The organism is Stenotrophomonas sp. YJH_SMC_19 (assembly GCF_059367915.1).
This window is the reverse complement of record NZ_JCAFRI010000006.1, coordinates 108,824-131,493: the sequence shown is the minus strand read 5'-3', so window position 1 is coordinate 131,493 and position 22,670 is coordinate 108,824. Positions and strand designations below refer to the sequence as shown.

The 22,670-nt window shown below is 65.6% G+C and carries 20 protein-coding genes and 1 tRNA gene; 9 read left to right on the top strand and 12 right to left on the bottom strand.

The annotated features are described in order from the left end of the window. Window positions 1-92: 92 nt before the first annotated feature. The 4 genes from AC5P5R_RS09190 to AC5P5R_RS09175 form a co-directional block, all read right to left on the bottom strand. Entirely contained in the window at window positions 93-455 is a 363-nt protein-coding gene (locus tag AC5P5R_RS09190; RefSeq protein ID WP_100438913.1) for a hypothetical protein, read from the bottom strand. A 24-nt stretch (window positions 456-479) separates the two neighbouring features. Then, window positions 480-860: a hypothetical protein gene (locus AC5P5R_RS09185; RefSeq protein WP_005411165.1), complete on the bottom strand. Its 381-nt coding sequence runs from the start codon at window positions 858-860 to the stop codon at window positions 480-482. Window positions 861-927: 67 nt separating this feature from the next. Next, window positions 928-3,495, bottom strand: a complete 2,568-nt coding sequence (locus AC5P5R_RS09180) for an RHS repeat domain-containing protein (protein ID WP_235646572.1) — start codon at window positions 3,493-3,495, stop codon at window positions 928-930. Between the two features lie 278 nt (window positions 3,496-3,773). Next, on the bottom strand, window positions 3,774-4,226 hold the full coding sequence (locus tag AC5P5R_RS09175) for a PA2169 family four-helix-bundle protein (RefSeq protein ID WP_005411167.1): 453 nt from the start codon (window positions 4,224-4,226) through the stop codon (window positions 3,774-3,776). A 539-nt stretch (window positions 4,227-4,765) separates the two neighbouring features. On the opposite strand from AC5P5R_RS09175, the gene AC5P5R_RS09170 reads away from it, so the two are divergent. Further along, window positions 4,766-7,615, top strand: coding sequence for a TonB-dependent receptor (locus AC5P5R_RS09170; RefSeq protein WP_407073448.1), 2,850 nt, complete (start codon window positions 4,766-4,768; stop codon window positions 7,613-7,615). 260 nt (window positions 7,616-7,875) lie between these two features. Further along, window positions 7,876-8,904, top strand: coding sequence for a hypothetical protein (locus AC5P5R_RS09165; protein ID WP_100438917.1), 1,029 nt, complete (start codon window positions 7,876-7,878; stop codon window positions 8,902-8,904). A gap of 27 nt (window positions 8,905-8,931) precedes the next feature. Here AC5P5R_RS09165 and AC5P5R_RS09160 read toward each other — a convergent pair whose 3' ends face one another. Further along, window positions 8,932-9,882, bottom strand: coding sequence for a DMT family transporter (locus AC5P5R_RS09160; RefSeq protein ID WP_172476272.1), 951 nt, complete (start codon window positions 9,880-9,882; stop codon window positions 8,932-8,934). A 7-nt stretch (window positions 9,883-9,889) separates the two neighbouring features. Here AC5P5R_RS09160 and AC5P5R_RS09155 point away from each other — a divergent pair, with 7 nt between their 5' ends. Together AC5P5R_RS09155 and AC5P5R_RS09150 are read left to right on the top strand one after the other, a co-directional pair. Beyond that, a complete protein-coding gene (locus AC5P5R_RS09155) occupies window positions 9,890-10,693 on the top strand; it encodes an AraC family transcriptional regulator (RefSeq protein ID WP_100438955.1) in 804 nt (267 codons plus the stop codon). A gap of 85 nt (window positions 10,694-10,778) precedes the next feature. Beyond that, entirely contained in the window at window positions 10,779-11,420 is a 642-nt protein-coding gene (locus AC5P5R_RS09150) for a glutathione S-transferase family protein (RefSeq protein WP_005411173.1), read from the top strand. Between the two features lie 23 nt (window positions 11,421-11,443). Here AC5P5R_RS09150 and AC5P5R_RS09145 read toward each other — a convergent pair whose 3' ends face one another. Both AC5P5R_RS09145 and AC5P5R_RS09140 read right to left on the bottom strand, forming a co-directional pair. Beyond that, entirely contained in the window at window positions 11,444-11,851 is a 408-nt protein-coding gene (locus AC5P5R_RS09145; protein WP_005411174.1) for a hypothetical protein, read from the bottom strand. Between the two features lie 49 nt (window positions 11,852-11,900). Beyond that, window positions 11,901-12,320, bottom strand: a complete 420-nt coding sequence (locus AC5P5R_RS09140) for an H-NS histone family protein (RefSeq protein WP_100438919.1) — start codon at window positions 12,318-12,320, stop codon at window positions 11,901-11,903. A 118-nt stretch (window positions 12,321-12,438) separates the two neighbouring features. Here AC5P5R_RS09140 and AC5P5R_RS09135 point away from each other — a divergent pair, with 118 nt between their 5' ends. Further along, complete coding sequence (locus AC5P5R_RS09135; RefSeq protein WP_043034583.1) at window positions 12,439-12,831, top strand: DoxX family protein; 393 nt, start codon at window positions 12,439-12,441, stop codon at window positions 12,829-12,831. 18 nt (window positions 12,832-12,849) lie between these two features. Here the strand turns inward: AC5P5R_RS09135 and AC5P5R_RS09130 are convergent, their stop codons facing one another. The 5 genes from AC5P5R_RS09130 to dtd form a co-directional block, all read right to left on the bottom strand. After that, on the bottom strand, window positions 12,850-14,625 hold the full coding sequence (locus AC5P5R_RS09130; RefSeq protein WP_231914946.1) for a serine hydrolase domain-containing protein: 1,776 nt from the start codon (window positions 14,623-14,625) through the stop codon (window positions 12,850-12,852). Between the two features lie 61 nt (window positions 14,626-14,686). Continuing rightward, window positions 14,687-15,328, bottom strand: coding sequence for a hypothetical protein (locus tag AC5P5R_RS09125; protein ID WP_100438920.1), 642 nt, complete (start codon window positions 15,326-15,328; stop codon window positions 14,687-14,689). A gap of 90 nt (window positions 15,329-15,418) precedes the next feature. Next, window positions 15,419-15,494 (bottom strand) — tRNA-Ile (locus tag AC5P5R_RS09120). 446 nt (window positions 15,495-15,940) lie between these two features. Next, on the bottom strand, window positions 15,941-17,794 hold the full coding sequence (rpoD, locus tag AC5P5R_RS09115; protein ID WP_100438921.1) for an RNA polymerase sigma factor RpoD: 1,854 nt from the start codon (window positions 17,792-17,794) through the stop codon (window positions 15,941-15,943). 89 nt (window positions 17,795-17,883) lie between these two features. Further along, complete coding sequence (gene dtd, locus AC5P5R_RS09110; RefSeq protein ID WP_005411180.1) at window positions 17,884-18,324, bottom strand: D-aminoacyl-tRNA deacylase; 441 nt, start codon at window positions 18,322-18,324, stop codon at window positions 17,884-17,886. Window positions 18,325-18,385: 61 nt separating this feature from the next. On the opposite strand from dtd, the gene AC5P5R_RS09105 reads away from it, so the two are divergent. The 4 genes from AC5P5R_RS09105 (at window position 18,386) to AC5P5R_RS09090 (ending at window position 22,619) form a co-directional block, all read left to right on the top strand. Further along, window positions 18,386-19,306, top strand: coding sequence for a lauroyl acyltransferase (locus tag AC5P5R_RS09105; RefSeq protein WP_059035534.1), 921 nt, complete (start codon window positions 18,386-18,388; stop codon window positions 19,304-19,306). Between the two features lie 65 nt (window positions 19,307-19,371). Beyond that, window positions 19,372-20,508 (top strand): GTP cyclohydrolase II RibA, encoded by a 1,137-nt coding sequence (gene ribA, locus AC5P5R_RS09100; RefSeq protein WP_033834003.1) that lies wholly within the window; start codon window positions 19,372-19,374, stop codon window positions 20,506-20,508. 75 nt (window positions 20,509-20,583) lie between these two features. Then, a complete protein-coding gene (locus AC5P5R_RS09095; RefSeq protein WP_005411183.1) occupies window positions 20,584-21,084 on the top strand; it encodes a PH domain-containing protein in 501 nt (166 codons plus the stop codon). Then, the gene (locus tag AC5P5R_RS09090; protein WP_100438922.1) at window positions 21,081-22,619 is read left to right on the top strand and encodes a PH domain-containing protein; all 1,539 of its coding nucleotides are present in this window, start codon (window positions 21,081-21,083) and stop codon (window positions 22,617-22,619) included. The genes AC5P5R_RS09095 and AC5P5R_RS09090 overlap by 4 nt, the downstream gene beginning before the upstream one ends. The last annotated feature ends 51 nt before the right edge of the window (window positions 22,620-22,670 follow it).

Below are 22,670 nucleotides of genomic sequence, written 5' to 3'. Positions count from 1 at the left end.
GGGCGGCCTCAAGGCCGCCCCCTTTTTATCCACGCCCCAGGGCCATGCGCGATACCCCAGGATCATCGCGTCCTGGATCCATCCGTGGAGCGTTACGCGTGAATGAAGATCGACTGGAGCCGGGTCGCCCAGCCATTGCACCCGGTGGAGTTGAACGCCTCGAGCCGGACATTCTTCCCCGATGTCAGCGCTGCCAACGCCGCCGCGTACGCTTCCTTGGCACCCGGCCGGGACATGTCGATTGCAAAGGTATCGGTATTGCAGAAGGCCGTACTCGAAACATGCACGTACACAATTCCCGCCGGGCCGTCCATGTACGGCCGCAGCGACAGAATCGTCATCTGATCGCTGGTTGGCTCCGCCTTCAGTGGTGCAGACAGGCACAAGGCCAACGTCAAGGCCAACCCCGCTCCCAACCTCCTGCGGAAGCCCGACGTCGCGTCACTCATCATCATGTAGTTCCCCTGTGGATTCAGACATCAGGCCTCAGGCATCGTCACGGCCCTCAGCTGCATTACCCCGGAGGTGCAGCCGTCGACACGCAATCCGACACGCAGCTTGTTCTGCCAGGCGATGAGCAGCATCGAGACCATCTCCCTCTGCATCGGATGATCATTGAGGAGAATGAAGCGATTGCCACCCCCACAATCCGAGCCCGCTGGAAGCACACCTTGCGTCACCAGGTAGAACCCTTCCCCGCCCCAGCCAGTTGCGACGGATACGATCCGATGGCCTTCCAGATTGTAAGGCTCAGCATTTGCCGTTGAGGCCAGGCCAGTTCCCAGCACTGCCACCACCGCCAGCAGGACCTTGCCGCCGATGGCGCCACGCGGGCGCGATACAGCACGTACTCCAGCCATGTTCTTCCTTTCCCCTGTCATGAACAACCGGTTGACGGTGCACTGCGCCCCGTGCAGTCCGCTACGCTCAGCCCAGCAGCAGCTGGTACAGCAGGGGCACGATGTCACCCTGCGGACGCTGGACATGCGAGACATCGGACACCGGCGTGCAGCTCCCCGTGGCGCCACAGGCAAGCACGCGATACGCATAGCTGGTGGCAGGGCGTGCGGCCGACGTCCAGTTCGCGGCGTTGCCTTCGTAGACCGTGGTCCAGGTCACCCCGTCCACGCTTTCCTCGACGACGTAGCGGACGGCAGAGGCCACAGGCGACCACCCAACGAAGTCCTTCGCGGCCGGCGAACGCCGCATCGGCACCGCTGCCTTGGCGACCAGGCTTCCGCCCAGCGTGATGTAGTCGGTCCGTTTGTCCTCGCGCTCGCTCGCCTGGTAGCGGAGGACGCCGGCGTGGTCGTACATCGAGGTGATCCGTCCGAACGATGAGTCTGTCTGTGTGCGGCGACCGTCAGCATCGTAACGGTAGCTCTCGGAACCTGCCGCCGCACGCAGCCGGTTGCCGAAGTCGAAGGCGAACGGCTGTCCGTTCTTCGCCCGCAGATTGCCCTGCGCATCGTAGGCCAGGCCGACCACGGTTGACCCTCCGCACCCGTTGATCTTCACGTTGGTCAAGCGCCAGGCGTTGTCATAGCAGTAGTGATGGTCACGGCCGAGAATCGTCACCCGCGTGAGGTTGTCCAGCGCGTCATAGCTGTAGCTCGCCGAGCCGAACATGGGCGAGGAAGCCGAAACGAGCCGATCCAGCGCGTCATAGCCCAGATTGCGGTTGCCACGTTGGTTGCGGCCCGTGGCACCGTCAGTGATTGCCATCACATTGCCGACCGCATCGTAGTCGTAGCCGTCGCTGAGGATCCGGGTTGCGCCAAGGGTGTCCTGGCTTTCATCCGGCAACTGGCGCGCGTTCTGCACCATCGTGTGGACAATACCGTTGCCATAGGTGAACCGACGAATCGCCCCGTTGGGGTAATAGACCACGCCAGCGGCGTAGGAGCCCGCCTGCCCGGCCTGTCCCAGTGCGTTGGGCGCATACGCGACCACGTTGCCGGAGGGATAGCGATGCGCGGACAGGTTGCCCAGTGCGTCGTAGGCATACCCCATCGCCAGCGCTTCGCCATCGGTAGGGCTCTGCACCTCACCGATGAGCAGCCCGCGACGGTTGTACGCATAGCTGTTGTGCGTCTCCACCCCGGCGTTCAACGTGGTGACCTGCTTGACCAGGCCATCGGGCCAGTAGCTCCAGCGCTGGTTGCCATTGCCGTCGGGGAACTGCAGTGATGCGAGCCGGTTGCGTGCGTCATAGGAACGCACCACCCGGCGCCCGCTCGCCGCGGCAATGTCCTGGTTGCAGTTGCCTGCATCGGACAGGTCCAACCCCTGCGCGCTTCCAACCGGGTTCGATGCGGCGTCGTAGTCAAATACGGTGGCGCCGGTTTCCGGTTCGATCGTCTTGCACAACCGCTGCGCCGCATCGTAGACATAGCGCCGGGTCGACGTCACCGAGCCATTGCTGGCCCTGCGGGTGATCGACGTCGGCTTGCCGAAGACGTCCCGCGGGATATCCAGCACGGCTCCCTCTGCCAGTTCGATACGTACCGGCCAGTCAAGCTTCGCGGCATCTGCACCGGTGTAGGTCACGACGGTCGGGATACCCCTGGCATTGGTCGTGCGCACGCGCCGCCCCGGCAGGTACTCGGTTGTGCTGACCAGCGCGCCAATCTCGGAATCCTGGCTGACCTGGACCACCCGCCCAAGTGCGTCGTACGTCGTACGGACGCCAGTTCCGGCGTCCTGGACCGTACCGCCCCCCGCGACAGGATAGGACTGGAAGGTGACCCGCCCCTCCGTGTCATAGGCGGTCACCGAGGCCCGCTGCGTGCCGGCTTCATTGCCCGCGTCGTACTCGCGCACCAGCAATGGGCGCCACAGCGCATCGTAGTAGGTGACCTTGCGCGCATTGCCGGTGCTGACCGTCTGCCGCCAATGACCGGCAGGAATGCCGTACTCGGCGCCGCCCACCTGGGCAAACTGTGTCGTGGTGGACGCCCAGTCCACCGTATCGCCGTCGGGGTAGTCGACCAGCGACATGCGCCCCATCGCGTCGTAGTCGTAACGCGTGGTGTTGCCCCGGCCATCGGTGATCCAGCGTATCCAGCCATTGTCATCCACGCCGGCAGACTGGGTCGAACCATCCGCATACTGGATGTTCCCGGGGATGCCGCGCTTCCAGCCGGACAGGCTCACCGTATTGCCACGCCCATCCACCACGGCGCGAACGGTACCGTCGCTGTTGTAGTGAATGGTCTGCTGGAGCTGGCCGAAGGCATGGATCCGCTGGGGCTTCGCGGTGGCCGGGTCATAATCCACCTGGGACTCGGTCCGGCCCGTGTCCTGGTTGACCGACGTCCGGACCTGGCCAAGCACCCACTTCGACAGATCATCGTGATAGGTGATGACGTTGGTCTTGCTGTAGGACTGCGCCCCCGCACTTCCCACAACCGTGCCCAGCAACATCATCGCGGAAAGTGCATTGACTCGACGCATCGTCAGTGGGCCTGTTCGCAATGGATGGCGATGGGACAACCAGGATCAGGCAACGGAAAGACCGGCGAAGCGCACATCACAGCAAACCGCGCACACGCACAAAACCGGACGCGACTGCATCCGGTTGGCGATTGACGTTGATGCTGGACGAAGCCCCCTTCGTCATGCCGCGCCTGTTCCCTGGACTCGGCCAAGTATAACCATGGAAACGGGGCCGGACGCCCGGTCCTTCGCAGCCCTGCCGGGCTGCGAAGGTTCCCGGGGCATGACGCGCCTCCGGGGCTCGACGGCCGCGATCGGCCGCCCGGCGCGGGACGTCAGGCAGCCTTCATGGCGTGCTTGCGTGCCCGCATGACGTTGTGGCACTCCTGCACATCCGGCAGCAGCTGGGTCACTTCCTGGCGCACCGCGGGCGGCAGATCGTTGTCCTGCAGCACATCCTTGAACGCGCCCAGCAGGCGGTCTTCGGATTCTTCCAGTTCGGCCACGTAACCGTAGTTGGTATCACCAAACGCGGCGCGCACCTTGCCGTAGAACTGCTGCATCGAACCGACCATGGTGCCGTGCTCGGCCGGCTTGCCGCCGCTGGCGGCGACCGAACCACTCAGCGCCGCGACGATCCGCGCCTTGACCCCGGCGATACGGGTGAACAGTGCCGACAGTTCGGCATCCTTTACCTTCGTTGCGGCTTCCTCATAGAAGGACTTGCCATCACGCGCGATCTCGATCAGGTCGTTGAGGCGATGTTCGATGGTGGACTGGGTGCTCATGGCGTCGCTCCTGTGTGCTCGAAAGTCAGTGGAGAATGGCAGCGCGTCGGCACTGCCTTCGACCTCACTATCATCGTCCTCGTGTGCCGGCCGGGTGAGTACGAATTGATGTACACATCACCATGCGGAACACGTGCTGACTTCTTCATTGCCGGCATCATTGAATGTTCACGGAAAACAAGCATGCGATGCCTGCCTCACCATGGCGCGATGACGATGATCACACTGATCAGCAGCGCAATCGCCAGAATCACCAGCAGCACATGCCATTGCTTCCAGCTGGGTTTCGGCTTGCCAGGCGTATTCATCGGCGGCCTCCTGTGTATGCCGGGAAAGGAGCTGCCAGACTGAAGCGAAACGACATTGCACAACGTCGACGCGACGTGCACTCCCCGTGCAGGACAGCGGCCAAGGGCGCGCGAAGATAACGCGTCCATAACGCAGTTCAAATGTGAGCGGGATGTTAGGTTCCTCTCGATTCCGGGTAACGGAATGCAGACCGGTCGTAGCGCCGCGCGCATTGCGACCACACAACGGATTTGGAGAGAGAAACAATGCACTACAAATACACTCTGCTTTCGGCAGGGATCGGCGCCGTGTTGGCTGCCGCTTTCTCGCCGGCTGCCAATGCACAGGACGATGCTGCGAAGTCTCCGAAGAACCTGGACCGCATCCAGGTGACGGGATCGGCGATACGCAGCGTGGATGTGGAAACCCAGCAGCCGGTGCTTGCCATCTCGCGCAAGATGATCGAGCAGCAGGGCTTCACCACCATCGCCGACGTCCTGCAGAACCTCACGTCGGCCGGCGCACCAGCGCTCTCGCGTTCGCGCACGCTGTCGTCCGGCGAAGACGTCGGCGGCAGCTACGCAAACATCCGCAACCTCGGCGCCACCCGCACCCTGGTGCTGGTGAACGGCAAGCGCCTGGGCGCCAGCACCAGCGGCCTGCAGGACCTGAGCCAGATTCCGATGAGCGCGGTCGAGCGCATCGACGTGCTCAAGGATGGCGCCTCGGTGCTCTACGGATCCGACGCCATCGCCGGCGTCATCAACATCATTACCCGCAAGAGCGTCGAGGGGCTGGAGCTTTCGGCGCAGCATGGCCAGTTCAGCCAGGGCGACGGCAAGGACAGCACGTTCTCGCTCGTTACCGGCGCGCGCGGCGAGCGAGGTGGCTACACCTTGGCCCTGGAATACCAGAAGGCCGACCCGGTGTTCGCCCGCGACCGCTGGTTCTCCAAGCATGGTGGTGCGGGGCCGGGTTATCCGCGCGCGGGCTGGAGCGACCTCAGCCAGAACGGCTCCTGGTGTGACCCGGCGCTTTACGACTGTGCCACCGGAAATTCCGTGTTCAAGACACTCAATCGTGGTGGCGACCCGAAGAACCCGAACGATTACCATCCGATCACGCCGGCCGAGTATTCCAACGGCAACGAGCAGATGCATGTGCAGACCGGCATCGAGCGCCGGTCGCTGTTCCTCAGCTCCGACTATGCACTGAGTGACCAGATCACCTTCACCACCGATATCGGCTACAACGAGCGCATCTCGGACCAGCAGATTGCCGGCTACCCCTACGAATCGACCAAGTTCGGGACGCCGCTGGCCGGCAACAGTGCGTTCAACCCGGTCGGCCATGACATCGCCTTCAACCGCCGCCTGTGGGAGCTTCCGCGCACGACCGAAAGCAAGCTGAAGTCGCTGCGCGTGGCACCGACGCTGTCGGGCTACTTCGAACTGGCCAGCAAAACGTTCGACTGGGAGGTGGGCGCGCTGTTCAACCGCAACGAGGTGACCAAGACCGGCCGTGGTGACATGAGCCTGATCGCCTCGCGCCAAGCGCTGGGACAGTCCTTTGTTGATGGCAACGGTGTAGCACGCTGTGGCAGCGCAGGTGCACCGATCGCCGGCTGCCTGGCCTGGAATCCGCTGCTGCCGTACGGCGTTGCTGGCGCCGGCTCGCTTGCCGACCCGGAACTGCAGCGCTTCCTGTTCCCCACGTTCACCGATACCGGCATCACCAAGACCCGAAGCTACTTCGCCAACATCTCCGGCCCGGTGCTGGAACTGCCGGCGGGCGAGCTCTCGGTGGCGATGGGCTACCAGTACCGCAAGGAAGAAGGTCGCTACGTTCCCGACGCCTTTGCCCAGTCGCGCCAGAGCACTGCACTGGGGGCACAGACCACTGCAGGCGGTTACAGCCTCAATGAAGTCTTCGCCGAAGTGAATGTGCCGGTGCTGCGTGACCTTCCGTTCGCCAAGGAGCTGACCGTCAACGTTGCGGCACGCTATTCCGACTACAGCAACTTCGGCAGCACCACCAACACCAAGGCCAGCTTCGCCTGGCGCCCGGTCGAGGAGCTGATGGTGCGCGGCACCTTCGCCGAGGGCTTCCGTGCTCCCAGCATCTCCGACCTGTATGGCGGCCTGGGCACCAGCTTCGAAACCTACGTGGACCCCTGCGGCATCGGCGCCACCAACAGCGTCAACGGCAACGCGGCCTGCAACGCCGCCGGTGTTCCGCGTGGCTACGAGCAGCTGGCCCAGGGCCTGAAGCCCTGCACCAGCTACCCGTGCGCGACCCCGAACGAGTTCACCACGGGCTCGAACCCGAACCTGCGCCCGGAAGAGTCCAAGAGCAAGACCGTCGGTGTGGTCTGGAGCCCGCGCTGGGTCAACGGTCTGGACATCAACCTGGACTGGTACAGCTACAAGATCACCAACATGATCATCGAGGACAACGTCGATCGCATCCTCCGTGACTGCTACGTGCTGGGCAATGCCTCGCGCTGCGGCAGCGTCAAGCGTGCCGCTGATGGCCACATCACCAGCATGTTCTACGGCCTGACCAACCTCGGCGCGATGAAGACCGAGGGCTGGGACCTGGGCATCCGTTACCGCCTGCCGGAGTATGCGTTCGGTCGCTTCACCCTTGACCTGCAGAACAGCTACGTCTCCAAGTACGACGAGGAGAAGCAGAACTCGGCCGGTGACACCATCATGGACGGTCGTATTGGACGCCCGGGGGTGTTCCGCCTGCGGTCCAATCTCGGCATCAACTGGCAGCTGGGCAACCTCTCGGCCCAGTACACGGTGCGCTACTACTCCGGGATGATGGAAGGCTGCATGCCAAACCGGCCCTGCACCGCGCCCGAACGCATCGCCAACGGCGAACCGGATGCCGTACGCAGGGTCGGCTCGAACGCGTTCCACGACATCCAGGTCAGCTACAGGCTGCCCTGGGATGGCACCGTGGCAGTGGGCTCGAACAATGTGTTCGACCATCGCGGCCCGATCATGTTCTCCAAGCCGCAGAGTTCCTTCCCCTACTACGGCGGCTTCGATATCGGCCGCACCGTGTACGTGAAGTACTCGCAGCGCTTCTGACCGTAGCGTCCGTGCACGTGGCCGGCGGAAGGGGAGTTCCGCCGGCCACGCCGCACACAACCTCCACCCAATCTCCACGCTACTTCGACCCAATCTCCAACATCCCCGGCAACACTGGCGCAACGGCAGCAGATGGAGCAGGCAAGCGAGGATCGCCCGCGCGGCATCCACCTCGCCCGACCTCTCCGGATTCACCACTGAATGCGATGGACCACCCCCTCCCCGCTGCGGGGATGAGGCTGGTCCAAGGGAAGCAAGCGATGACAACGGCAGTACACAGTGGCTTGACCGATCTGGTCATGGATGCGCAGCGCTACCTGCGCCGGATCCTGCCCGGCCTGGCCTCGGTGGTCGGCCCCGTGGCTGCGGCCCGCTTCATCCCGCAGACCATGGCCTCGCGCTATCACATCGCCGAGCTGACCCTCTATGGTGAAACGCCGGCGATGCTGGCAGTTCCACGCGTCCAGGGCGAATCCAGCAGCCGCGTCATCCAGGATGTGAAAGTGCTGCGCTCAGCGGCAAAGGCCATGGTGCTGTATGTCTCGCCGTACCTCACCCCCACCCAGCGCAGGTTCCTGGTCGAGAACCATATCGACTTCGTGGTACCGCACAACCAGCTGTACGCCCCCAGCCTGGCGATCGAGTTCCGCGATGCGCCCGACCACGAGAAGAAAGCGATTTCGCTGCTGCCTTCGGCGCAGGCCGTGCTCATCCACGTACTCCTGTCCGGCCAGGCACGCTGGTGGTCGCCGCGTGAGGTCAGCCGTGCTGCCGGATACACCTCGATGACCGCGTCGAGGCTCTCCGCTGAGCTGGTCGGTCGCGGACTGGCCGAACGCTCCACCGGCGGACGCGAACGCTTCCTGAGACTCGCCGGCAGCCGCGGCGAAGTCTGGGCGAGAGCGCAGCCGTTCCTGCGCTCCCCCGTGCTGAAGGAAGTGGAGGTCTGCTGGGAACAGGTCGCCGACGTTCTGGCCCGACATGCTCAATCCGCCCCCCAGGCAGGGACGGAAGCAATGCTTGCGGTGCCGTCGAAAGACCACGGCATCACACGCGCCCTGTACATCGATGCCTGGCGGAAGCTGGGGGCACTGCCTGCAGCCGGCCCCGACTGCGCGCGCAGCGGAACGTTGCAGATATGGTCGTATCCGCCTGCCTTCACCGGTAGCGGTGACCGTGTGGACCCGCTGTCGCTGTACCTGAGCCTGCAGGGCAAGCGCGGCTACGACGCCGACGCGCTGGAGCAGGAGGTGGAGCAGGCGCTGTGCGGGACGAAACGCCACGGCTGAGGTCCGCGCGGGTCCGGCCCGACCGCGTCAGGACGCTTCGCCCCCCCTCGCCATCGTCGCGCGCTTCGCTGCGTGCTCGGCGAAGACCACGCCGGATACCGCCAGCACGCCCCCTGCCAGTACCCAGCCACTGAGCGATTCGCCCAGCAGCAGCACGGCCAGTGCGGCGGTCACGATCGGCACCAGGTTGAAGAAGCCGGAGACACGCGCTGCGCCCAACCGTGACAATCCGGTCATCCAGGTCAGTGGGGCCAGGATCGACGCGCATACTGCCGCAAACCCGATGCAGCCGACCGCAGTGAGATTGTTCACCCCGGTACCGACCAGCAGCTGCGCCGGCAACAGGATCAGCGACGCGGCGGTGGCCTGCAGGAACAACGATTCCAGCACCGTCAGCGGGATCTTCCAGCGCTGCATCAGCACGTTGTAGGCGGCAAAGGCCAACGCACCGATCAGCATGATCGCATCACCGCGGTTCACGCCCTGAGCGGCCAATCGTGCCAGGTCGCCCTGCGAGACCACCGCCACCACCCCGACAGTGGAAATCACCGCACCGGCAATGGAGGTACCGCGCACCGGATGGCCCATGAACACGCGTGACAACGCCAATGCGAGCAGTGGAATCAATGCCTGGATCACGCCCATGTTGGTGGCCGAGGTGAAGTGCGCCGCATAGTACGCAAGGCACTGGTACATCACCCCGCCCAGGCACCCCAGCAGCAGGAAGCGGCCAAGGTTGGCACGCACGGTCTGCAGGTTGTTGCGCAGCCGCGGCAGCGCGAAGGGCAACAGGACAATGGCCGCCACCAGCCAGCGGAAGAAACCAATATCGATGGGACCGACCGCGCCCGAGGCCAGCTTGGTCACGATGGTATTCGCGCCCCACAGCAGGCAGGCAAGGATTGGGAAGAGGTAGTTCAAGAGCGTGGGTGTACGTGGGGGAATGGCCAGCGTACGCTTGGCGCATATCGAGGACATCCTGAAAATGCGTCACTCCGACCCCGGGTTGCGGCAACCGATGGAGCCCATCCCCACCTTCCGCCAGCTGCCCGGTCCGGTCTACTTCCGGCAGGGTGCGATGGAGCCCACCGACTGGGGCACGCACAGCCATCCTTGGGGCCAGTTCAACTTCGTCGCACAAGGGGTGATGGAGATGAAGATCGACGGCGAGTGGATGGTGTCCCCGCCCCATTACGCGATCTGGATCCCACCGGGAATGCCCCACTATTCGCGCAACCGGTCGCGGTTGGCCTATCGCTCGGCCTACCTGTCGCCGGCGTTGTCACGCCGCCTGCCCGAGCGTTGCAGTGCGCTGGAAGTCAGCCCATTGCTGCGCGAGCTGCTGCACGAGCTGGCGCGACAGGGCGTGACCGATCCGCGGACGCCGGCCCAGCGGCGCATGGCCGCCGTGGTGATCGACCAGATCACCCACGCCGCAGTGCTGCCCAGCTTCCTGCCGATCGCCAGCAGCGATGCCCTGAAACAGGTGATGGCGTACATCGAGAAGCACCTGTCCGCAGCCGAGTCGGTCGCCGATATCGCGCAGCGGCATCATATGAGCGTACGCAAGCTGGAGCGCATGGCACGCAGCGAGCTGGGCATGTCACTCGGTGACTGGCGCGGTCGGGTGAAGTTCGTGCGTGCCACCGAAGCGCTGTGCACACGCCGACCGATCAGCCGGATTGCCGAGGAGCTGGGCTACTCCGGCGTCAGCGCCTTCGCAGAGATGTTCAAGCGGCACGCGCACTGCACGCCGGACCAGTACCGGAAACTGCATCGGGCGGGGTGAAGAGCGCATCGAGGGATGTCGATTTCCGCCCTCGTCGTTCGTCGGAACAGAAGAGACAGGCCTTCCCGCCTGCAGGAGCGCCGCGATGTCCCCCATCCTCACCGCCTTTGCCACCTCCCCCGACCGCGGCCAGGGCCTGGCCCGTGACATGCGCGTGCGCTGGGCGCTGGAGGAACTGGGCGTGCCCTATGACGTGCAGCTGCTGACCTTCGCCGAAATGAAGCAACCTGCCCACCTGGCGCGGAATCCCTTCGGACAGATTCCCACCTGGCAGGAGGGCGACCAGGTCCTGTTCGAATCCGGCGCGATCGTCCTGCACCTGGCCGAACAGCATGCCGGCCTGCTCCCCGTCGGTCCGGATGCGCGAATGCGCGCAGTCATGTGGGTGTTCGCCGCGTTGAATACGGTGGAGCCACCCATCGTCGAGCGCTCGATGGCCTGGGTGCTGGAGCGCGAACAGCCCTGGTATGCACAGCGATTGGTGATGCTGGACGAGCGCGTGCGGATGCGTCTCTCACAACTGTCCGCGTGGTTGGGCGCGGCGGCGTGGCTGGACGGCGGGTTCAGCGTGGGCGACCTGATGATGGTCTCGGTGCTGCTGCGCCTGAAGAGCAGCGGCCTGCTCGACGAGTACCCGCTGCTGGTGGCCTATGTGGCACGGGCGACGCAGCGTCCCGCCTATCAGCGCGCGTTTGCTGCGCAGTTGGCGGTATTCCAGAACGGGTAGTTCCACGCCATGGGTGGAAACACTCAGCGCAGGCTGCGCCGGCAGGCGGCCTGCACCAGCATCAGCTGCGCTACCAGGATCAGCATCGCGCCGCCTGACAGCAGCCACGGGTCGATGTACCACTGCGCGTTGAAACTGAAATCACCGGCGGAAATGCGCTTCCAGCCATTGAAGTGCTGCATCGCTGCAACCACGAACGCGAAGCCGCCCGCTGTGTACGACAACCAGGGCACGATGAGGCTCCCCGGCCGCGCGAACAATGTCAGCACGCCCAGCACACCGATGACAGTGCGTTGTACGCGGCAGTATGGGCAGACATAGGCCATCCCGCTCCACTCCACCGCCCAGGCCAACAGGCTGACCAGCACGGCCACGCCTGCGGCTGTGTACAGGACTTTCGGCGTGATCGTCATGCCACCCTCGTGTGCCATCCGGTGCTCCTTGGTTGAAAGACCCGGGCAGGGTAGCAGTGCTGCAGCCTCATCCCTTCTTGATGACAGTCCGCTTGCCGATGGTGCTGGTCCTGCCAGCGGTCGGCCTGGCCAAGCCAGGAATCAGGAAATCGGTGGCCTTGTGGCCCATCGACACCTTGGACGCCAGCCAGCGCGGCATGCGCCCGCGACCGGTCCAGGTCAGGCGCTTGTATTCCGGGTCGCGATACTTGGGCGCGACTTTGCCGGATTTACGGCGGGTGGGTTTGCGGGCGGGCGCAGGTGTTTCCGAGGCTTCGCCACCGAAGAGTTCTTCGAGGGTGTAGCCGGCTTCGGCCGCGGCAGCCTTCAACATCCGCCGCACCGCGCTGGCCGGACGGCGGCTGGAAATGAGCTGTTTCCGCTGTTCAGCGGCAACCACCAAGGCGCCCAGCTCCCGAAGGCTGAGCGATTCAATATCGATCGTCATGATGGAAAGGTGTCCTGCGGCCGGCCAGCTGTCAAGCCGCCTTGCCCGGTACGTAGACACGGGCTTCACTGCCGGTGGGCTCCGATCGCCTTCGGCAGCCATCTCCGAGGACTTCGACGTGAGCAACTCATCGCATTCGCTCGCCTACCTGCTTGCGCGCATCCTGCTGATGGCGCTGTTCCTGGTGTCCGGCATCGGCAAGCTCGGCGACCTCAACGGTACCCAGGGCTACATGGAGGCGATGGGGGTACCCGGCATCCTGCTGTGGCCTACCATCGCCTTTGAGATCGGCAGCGGCCTGTGCATCCTGCTGGGCTTCCAGACCCGGCTGGTATCGATCGTGCTGGCAGGCTTCAGCCTGGTCACCGCCTTCATCTTCCACCACAACGTTGCCGACCCGACCCAGCAGATCATGTTCCTGAAGAACCTGGGGCTGGCCGGTGGCTTCCTGCTGCTGGCCTGCACCGGGGCGGGGCGTTACAGCATCGATGGGCGTGGGCGGCGCGGATGAGCACGCGGCATGCCGCCATCATCCCCGGCCCACGGGCTGGACGCGCTGCAGACGCAGGTTGCGCCATGTCGGCTGGGAGCTGCGGAAATCCACCGCTTCGCCATCGCTGGTGAACAGCAGGCCTGGCTCCACTTCAGTGACCAGGCGGATGCCATCGATGTACAGCCAGCCCTGTCGCTGCTCCAGCACAACGGACATCGACGGTTTCCCCCATTGGTCGATGCGATAGCGCCCCAGCCAGGGTCGCCAATGGGACGCCTGCGGCCCTGTGGCCCCATCGATGGGATCGTTCTGGTCCAGGCCATCCTCGCCGTTCGTACATTCCAGGTGCGCAGGCAGCCTCTCCGTCGCCGCATGGTAACGGTACGTCGCAACCTCTCCATCGGTGTCCGCGGTGAACAGCTGGTCGTCGTCGATGGCCGCAAACCGTCTGCCCACAGCTTGCGCCCCACGATGCAGTTGCAGTTCACCGCTTCCGGCAACCACGATCTTCGCCTTGCCGCTGCGCCCTATCCAGTCTCCCGCCATCCGCTGGATCTGGTCCTGGTTCAACCTGATCGGCGCCAGGGACGATAGCGGCACACGCGGCTGACGGGGCCCGAAACGCGCCGACAGCAATTGGTCGAGCAGACGCTCGCCGATGCCGTACCCCGCGGACGTCGCGCGGTTGAACATCGCGGCGAATCCAGCGTTGGCCTGCCTGCAGTAGGTGAACACGCACCCGAATCCGAAGCCTCCGCCGCGATGGTGCAGCAGCCGCACCGGTGTACTACCGTAGAGGCGTTCGCTGCGCATTACGCCGAGCCCGTAGTCACCGCCCAGGCCGAAGCCATGCATCTCGTCCCAGAGATGGGGCTCGAGCAGCTGCTGCGCGCCGGTTTGGCCGCCACCGAGCAGGAAGCCAAGATACTTCGCCATGTCGGCAGCACTGGTCCAGACGCCTCCCGACACCACCAGCGGCGTCACCGGCGGCACCTGCGCATGGCCTTCCTGGGTTCCCAGTGCCCGACCCTTGCTTGCCAGGTAGACCGACGCATCGGCCGTACTGTCGTGCATTCCCAGTGGCTCGAAGATCCGGCGCTGCAGCCAGGCCGGATAGCCGATGCCCGCAACCTGCTCAAGGACATGACCGGCAAGGTCGAAGCCCAGGTTGGAATAGCGATAGCGCGTACCCACCGGAAAGCGCAGCCATGTCTGCGAGATGCTGCGGACGTGCGCATCAAAGCTCGGTGACGCCGGTTCGTAATTGTTGCCCAGCGGCGCCTCGTGCGTGAATCCCGCGCGGTTGGCAAGCAGCAGGCGCAGGGTGATGCGCTCCTGCGGGGAATGCTCGAAGCGACTGCGCACGGTGAACGACGGCAGATAGCGGGCAATGGGCGCATCCAGATCAAGAATGCCGTCCTGCACGGCCAACAGCACCGCCACCGCCGCGAAATTCTTCGAGGTGGACTGGATGCTGAACATCGTGCTGGCGTCCGCGGCCGCGCTACCCTGGCCTGATACGTGACCGAAGCCTTCAGTCCAGCGCACCTGCCCGCCTTCGACCAGGCAGACGGCAGCGGCACCGATGCCGCTGCCTTGCATGGCCGAGCGGATCACGCCGCGCTCCGCTTCGATCAGGTTCCCGGTGGTGACGGTGGGCTGCGCCGCCGTGGCAACACCGGTGGGCATGAGCGTGGCCGCCGGAACAGCCGCGACATTGGCCAGGAAGGCGCGACGACTGAGCGTACCAGGCATCAGATCACTCCACTTCGGGATGCCGCCATCTTCCCGCCAGCAGAAATGGCGGGGCATGTGTCATTCGGCACAGAGTGCGGTGATCGACGGTGCTGCGCCTTCGCCGGCCGAGCAGGCCTCAGCTCGGAGGGTCCGGCAAGCGGATTCCCTGCGCCGAAACAAAGGCGCGGGACTCGCTCCAATAGGCCTGTGGCGGTTCCCGCAACTCTGGTCGCGCCCAGTAATCGTCGCCATGCAATTCGCTCATCACATGACGCCAGCCATCACGCGGATCATGAACCTGAAATCGACCGCGATGATGGCGCGGATGATACGTGTAGTGGCCGAGCGCCTCCTGGCGCGCTTCATCCGGCGAACGACCTGTCTGATGGACCAGCGTCCATGCACGCATGTGGCGCGCATGCGCGAGCGCGCCAAGGTACTCGTCCTCATCCAGCAGTGGGACCCGCTCACCGCGGGCCAGGCACAGTGCGTCCGATTCGGCTTCATAGTCCAGCGATGGCTGCGCCAGTTCCGGGCGCCGGTGCCAATAACCTTCCCCTTCCACCTGCAGCATCGCCCAATGCCAGGGCTCGTCGTGGAAGATCAGCGCGTGCTCGTAATCGCGGCCGGGGCTCTGGTCGGGATAGCGTTGGCGTGCCTGTTCAAGTGCCAGCGCCTCGGGCACCTGTCCATAGTGGACCAGGCACCAGGCAAACAGGTGCCGGCTGTCTTCGATTTCGTTGGTGAAGTCTTCCACCGGCGTATCGGTGCTGGCCATGGTCGATCCCTGTGTGCGGATCAGATGGTACCGACGCTGCAGGTCGCGCTGGGGAGCGATGAGACCTGCGACCGGTCAGGCGAGGTCGGTTGGTGGGCCCACCAGGATTCGAACCTGGAACCAAGGGATTATGAGTCCCCTGCTCTAACCGTTGAGCTATAGGCCCGGCGCAGCGTCACAGTGTAGTGGAGGCCGCGCTCGATCGGCTACCCGGCAGCAGCAAGAGCCTCAGCCACATGCCCCAACCGCGTCTCCGCCACGTCCGCAAACCACACCTGCCGCCGCAGGTGCGCGTGGAACAGCGCCACAGTCCTCCTGGTCTCTTCCAGCCCCTTCTGGTTGTCCGCCGCCGAAGCCAGCAAAATCCAGCACCAGACTGCGTCAGCAACGCCAGCGTCGCTCTTCGGGCGAATCCCAGTGAATCCTCGCGCTCGTCGCGCATCACATCTTCCCAATCCAATAGCGGCGCAAACGCGTAGCCGTTGAGAAGACCTGCTGGATACGTCATCGCAAACAGCAGCTGGCTCGACTCTACGGAAAGCACACACACCCCAAAAAGAAAAACCCCGCACCAGGCGGGGTTCCTCTCAACGCTTCAACAGCCGCTGGAAATCAATCGATATCCAGGAAGCTGCGCAGCTGCTCCGAGCGGCTCGGGTGACGCAGCTTGCGCAGGGCCTTCGCTTCGATCTGGCGGATGCGCTCGCGGGTCACGTCGAACTGCTTGCCAACCTCTTCCAGCGTGTGGTCGGTGTTCATGTCGATGCCGAAGCGCATGCGCAGCACCTTGGCTTCCCTCGGGGTGAGGCCGGCCAGCACGTCGCGCACGGTTTCAGACAGATTGATGTTGGTGGTGTTCTCGATCGGGGACTCCACGTTGGTGTCCTCGATGAAGTCGCCCAGATGGGAATCCTCGTCGTCGCCGATCGGGGTTTCCATCGAGATCGGCTCCTTGGCGATCTTCATCACCTTGCGGATCTTGTCTTCCGGCATGTCCATTTCCTTGGCCAGCTCCTCCGGCGTGGCCTCGCGGCCGTACTGCTGAAGCATCTGGCGGGAAATGCGGTTCAACTTGTTGATCGTCTCGATCATGTGCACCGGAATCCGGATGGTGCGTGCCTGGTCGGCGATCGAGCGGGTGATCGCCTGGCGGATCCACCAGGTGGCGTAGGTCGAGAACTTGTAACCGCGGCGGTACTCGAACTTGTCCACGGCCTTCATCAGGCCGATGTTGCCTTCCTGGATCAGGTCGAGGAACTGCAGGCCACGGTTGGTGTACTTCTTGGCGATGGAGATGACCAGGCGCAGGTTGGCCTCGACCATTTCCTTCTTGGCCTTGCGCGCCTTGGCTTCACCGTAGGCCATGGCACGGCTGATTTCCTTCAGCTCTTCCAGGTCCAGCTGGGTCAGCGTCTCGATGTCGATCGTCGCCTGCTGTTCGGCAATGATCTGGTCCTTCACTTCGCGCAGCGCCGAGGACCACTTCTGCTTGCGCTTCAGTGCGTCTTCCACCCACTCCAGGTTGGTCTGGTTGCCTTCCCAGGAACGGATGAAGTCCTTGCGCGGCATGCGGGCGGTAACGGTAGCCAGGTTCAGCACGCGGCGCTCATGGGCCTTGATCGATGCCATGGTGTCGCGCAGCTGCTTGGTCAGCACGTCGGTCAGCGGCAGCGGCAGCTTCAGGGTGACGAACACCGCCGACATTTCTTCGCGCAGGCGCGGCAGGTTCTTCTTGTCGCCCTTGGTCGCGGCCTTCTTGAAGGCGTTGAAGGCATCGCTCAGCGCCTGCATGCGCGCGGCGACTTCCTCCGGATCCGGACCGGTCGGTGCGGCTTCTTCATCGCCACCGTCGACATCGTCGTCCTCGTCCTCGTCGCCTTCGGCGTCCGCATCGCCGCTGTCATCGGCAGCGACCGCCGGCGGCGCCGGCTCTTCGTCGACCAGGTCGTTGAAGCCGACGATCACTTCGGCCAGGCGCTTCTTGCCTTCCTTGTGGGCTTCGTAGTCGTTCAGCAGCGACTCGACCGAAACCGGGAACTGGCCCAGGGCCGCCTGGACCTGCGAAAGGCCTTCCTCGATGCGCTTGGCGATGGCGATTTCGCCTTCGCGGGTCAGCAGCTCGACGGTGCCCATTTCGCGCATGTACATGCGCACCGGGTCGGTGGTACGGCCACCTTCGGTGTCGAGCGCGCTCAGCGCGGCGGCAGCTTCTTCAGCCGCGGTGTCATCGACTTCGCGGTTGCCGGTGTTGCCATCGTTGAGAAGCAGGGTTTCCACATCCGGCGCAACTTCATGGACATCGATGCCCATGCCGTTGATCATGCCGATGATGTCTTCGATCTGTTCCGGGTCGACCATGTCGTCCGGCAGATGGTCATTGACTTCGGCGTAGGTCAGGTAGCCCTGTTCCAGGCCCTTGCTGATCAGTTGCTTGATTTCGGATTGGGCAGGACGTTCGTTGGCCATGTAGTGCTCGCGCCACCGGCAGGGAGAAATAGGGAACGTAGCATTATACCAGCCCGGGGCCCTGCCTGCCGGGCGGTGGTCCCGCAGGCTCAGGGCCGGAGAAGGAAGGTCACGGGACCGTCATTGACCAGGCTGACGACCATATGGGCACCAAATCGGCCCGTTTCCACCCCTGGCGCGTGATTTTCACGACAGATCTCAACAAAACGGTTGAACCCGCGTTCAGCCTCTTCCGGCGGCGCGGCCGTGGTGAAGCTCGGCCGCATGCCCGAACGGGTGTCGGCGGCCAGGGTGAACTGGCTGACCAGCAGCAGGCCGCCGCCGGTATCGCGCAGCGAGCGGTTCATCTTCCCGGCCTCGTCGGCGAATACCCGGTAGCCCAGCAGGCGCTCGGCCATCCGCCGCAACTGGGCCTCGGTATCGCCCGGCTCCATGCCGACCAGGGCCAACAGGCCAGGGCCGATCTGCCCCACGGCCTCATCGTCGACATGGACGGCGGCCTGGCTGACACGCTGGATCAGGACGAGCATCGTGGGCTTCCAATGAACAGGGCCGGCCACGATAGCAGCGCCCTTGGCTAAACTGGCGCCGATGAATCCGCAACGCAAAGCCCGGCTGGTCTACCGCGCCACCACCCTGTTCGCCCGCCTGCCCTGGCCGCTGCTGCGGGCGTTCGCGCGCGCCCTGGCGTGGGCGTGGATCGCCCTCAATGCCCGTGAGAGCCGCGTCACCCGGCGCAACCTGGAACTGGCCTACCCGGAGCTGGATGGCGCCGCGCGCGACCGCCTGCACCGTGATCTGCTGCGCTCCACCGCGCTGCAGGCCATCGAAACCCTGCGGCTGTGGAGCCAGGCGCCGGCCGACAACCTGCGCCGGCACCTGAAGCAGCGCCATGGCGAGGCCCTGTACGACGCCGCCCTGGCCAGCGGCAAGGGCGTGATCGTGGCCGCGCCACACTTCGGCAACTGGGAGCTGCTGAACCAGTGGCTGGCCTCGCGCGGGCAGATCGCCATCGTCTACAAGCCGCCGGAGGACGAGGCCAGCGATGCCTTCCTGCAGCTGGTGCGCGGCGGCCAGAACGTACAGCAGGTGCGCGCCGAAGGCCCGGCCGTGCGCCAGCTGTTCAAGGTGCTCAAGGACGGCGGCGCCACCGGCATCCTGCCCGACCAGCAGCCCAAGGCCGGCGACGGCGTGTTCGTGCCGTTCTTCGGCGTGCAGGCGCTGACCATGACCCTGGTCAACCGGCTGGCCGAACGCACGGGTGCCACCGTGCTCTATGGCTGGTGCGAACGCATCGGGCCGGACATGGAGTTCGCGCTGCACATCGAGCCGACCGACCCGGCCGTGGCCGATCCGGACCCGCTGGTGGCGGCCACCGCCCTCAACGCCGGCATCGAACGCATCGCCCGCCGCGACCCGGCGCAGTACCAGTGGACCTACAAGCGCTATACGCTGCGGCCACCGGGCAGTAGCGAGGAAGACCCGTACGCAACTGAGGAACACCCCCACTGACGGCCGCCTGCGACCACTGGCCGCACCACGTTGAATACGACGCCGGCGCCCCCATAGAGACTGCGATGTCCGCCTCCCCCGGTCCTGCCATGCCTGCTGCTTCTTCCCTGTTCGGCGATCCGGCCGCGATCCGCTGCGAACGCGCGGTGGCCGAACTGCGCGCCGGTCGCCCGGTGCTGCTCCACGATGGCCAGGGCCAGCGCCTGGCGGTGATCGCGCTGGACAGCGCCACGACCAGCAGCTTCGCCGCCTTCGCCGCTGCCGCCCGCGAGCGCCATTACCTGTTCCTGACCGCCACCCGCGCCCGCGTGCTCGGCGTGGAGGCACCACAGGGCGCGCGCCTGCCGCTGAGCGGCGTGGCCTTCGAGGCCCTGCCCTCGCTGGGCTACCTGCGCGAACCCGGGCCGATGCCCGAAAGCTGGAGCGCCGGCGACGCCTTCGATGCCGGCGCGGTGGAGCTTGCCCGCCTGGGTCTGCTGCTGCCAGCGATGGTCGCGGTGCGCCTGGACGTCGATGACCACACTTTCGACGGTGCGGCCGAGGTGGCCCTGTGCGACCTGGCCGAAGGCGCAGCACATGCGGCCCACGACTACGAACTGGTGGCGCGTTCGCCGGTTCCGCTGCGCGACGTCGGCATGACCACCTTTGCAGTCTTCCGCGGCGGCGTGGCGCAGCGCGACCAGGTCGCGATCATCGTCGGCGAGCCGGACCTGTCGGCAGTGGTGCCGGTACGCGTGCATTCTTCGTGCCTGACCGGCGATCTGTTCGGTTCACTCAAGTGCGACTGCGGCGACCAGCTGCGGCGTGGCCTGCGCAAGCTGAAGGACCTGGGCGGTGGCGTGCTGCTGTACCTGGACCAAGAAGGCCGCGGCACCGGCATCGCCGCCAAGATGCGCGCCTATGGCTACCAGCACGACGGCCTGGATACCATCGACGCCGATGCGCAGCTGGGCTTCGGTGCCGACGAGCGGCGCTACGGCAGCGCGGTGGCGATGCTGCGTGGCCTGGGCATTTCGCGCGTGGCGCTGCTCAGCAACAACCCGACCAAGGCACAGCGCCTGCGCAATGCCGGTATCGAAGTGCTGGACTGCATTCCGGTCACCGGCGAGATCACTGCCGAGAACGAGAACTACCTGCGCACCAAGGCCGACCGTGCCGGCCACCTGCTGGATGTCGATGCGCTGATCCAGGCTGCCCAGTAACGCAGCCGACCTGCTACCGTCTGCGCGGTGCGGCCACGGCCGCTACCGCCCGCCCTGCTGCCTGACGGAGCCCGCGTGACCGACGCCACGATTCCTGCACCACCCGCCACCGACTGGCAGTCACTGCCGCAGCGCGCAGCCCGCCTGGCCGCACTGGAAGGTGCCTTTGGCGGCCTGTTCGTCCCGGGCCTGCCACTGGCGGCGGCGGCGTGGTTCTTCGATCTGCCCGGTGGCCTGTGGACCGCTGCAGCCGGGCTGCTGATGGGTGTGGCTTTTGGTGCGTGGCTGGGCCGTCGACGCCTGGTCCGCACCCGTTGGCGGCTGGACGCACAGGGTCTGGGCCTGCGCCGCGACCTCATGTGGCAGCTGGAGACGCGCATCCCGCTTTCGCGAGTGCAGCATCTCGATCTGCGCCGGGGCCCGCTGGAGCGCCGTGCCGGCCTGGCCACGCTGATCGTGCACACCGCCGGCACCCGCATGAGCGCGGTGACCGTGAGCGGCCTGGACGAGGCGGATGCCGAGCGCCTGCGCGACACCCTGTCCCACCAGCTCGACCAGGACGCCGACGCCCTGTGAGCCTGCCGCCGCCCCTGCCTGCACCGCCGCCCGCCGGTACCGAGGACCACCGCCTGCACCCGTGGTCGTGGCTGTTCGTGCTGCTGATGCAGCTGCGCCACTACTTCCTGCCACTGGTCGCGCTGCTGGTGTTCGGCCAGCGCGGCGACCGCGATCCGATGTGGGCGCAGCTGATTCCGCTGACGGCAATTGCCGCCCTGGTCCTGGTGTCGGTGCTGCAGTACCTCAGCTACCGCTACCGCATCGGCAGCGATGCGATCACCGTGCGCAGTGGCCTGTTGGCGCGCAACCGCCGCGAGATCCCGTTCGCCCGCATCCACAACGTGGAAGTGCGACAGAACCCGCTGCACCGCCTGTTCGGCGTGGCCGAGCTGCGCCTGGAATCGGCCGGCGGTGTGCGCCCTGAAGCGGAGATGCGGGTGCTGAAGCTGGACCAGGCACTGGCGCTGGAACGGCTGGTCCGCCAGCGCGGGCAGGCGCCGCAGGCCAACGACGCCGTCGATGCGCCGCCCGTTGCCGACGTCGACAGCGAACGCGTACTGCTGCGACTGTCCAGCTGGGACGTGGTGCGCATGGGACTGCTCTCCAACCGCGGCTGGGCACTGGCAGTCGCCGCGTTCGGCGTCCTGTTCCAGACAGTGCCGCGGCCGGTGATGGACGATGCCATCCAGCGCGGCGGCCGCGAGGCCTTCGGCTATGCCAGCCACCTGCATCCCGGCGTGACCGGCGCGTTGCTGCTAGCGGCGGCGGCCCTGCTGCTGGGCTGGCTGGCGCTGCGCGTGCTGTCAGTGGTGCTGACCCTGTTGCGTTACCACGGCTTCACCCTCGTCGAGCAGGACCGCCGCCTGACGGTGTCGGCCGGGATGCTCAGCCGCACCCGCAGCAGCGTGGCACGTCGCCGCATCCAGGCCTGGACGCTGCGCGAAGGCACCCTGCAGCGCTGGTTCGGGCTGCGCCAGCTGCGCATCGACAGTGCCGCCGGTGGCCCTTCGCGTGATGAGGACCGCGCCCTGCGCGAACTGGCGCCGCTGGCAACCCGCGAGCATTGCACGCAACTGGTGCAGCACCTGCTCCCCCAGCTGCACTGGCCACCGGCGCAATGGCAGTCCATCCCGCAGCGTGGCTGGTGGCGGCTGTGCCTGGGCGCGCTGCTGCTGGTGCCGCTGCTGGCCGCCGCCGCGTACTGGCGCTGGGGTCCGTGGGGCCTGGTCGTGCTGGCCTGGCTGCCGGTCGCGTTGTTGGTCGCACACCGGCAGATGGCACGCATGGGCTGGTATCTGGACGAGCACTATGTGGCCGTGCGCGGCGGCTGGTGGAAACGCTGGTGGCGCTGGGCCGAGCTGGACAAGGTGCAGGGCCTGCGCCTGCAGCGTTCACCGCTGGACAAGGTGCTGGGCACCAGCAGCCTGCAACTTGATACCGCCGGTGCGCATGGCGACGTGGCACTCACCCTGCACCATCTGCCGCAGGCACAGGCACAGCAGGCGATGGATCAACTGGCGGCCGCGCTGGCGCGGCGCAAACTGCGCTGGTGATGCGGGGTCTGATCCCGGCCTGAATCAGGTCGTGCCGGCCGCTGGCCGGCA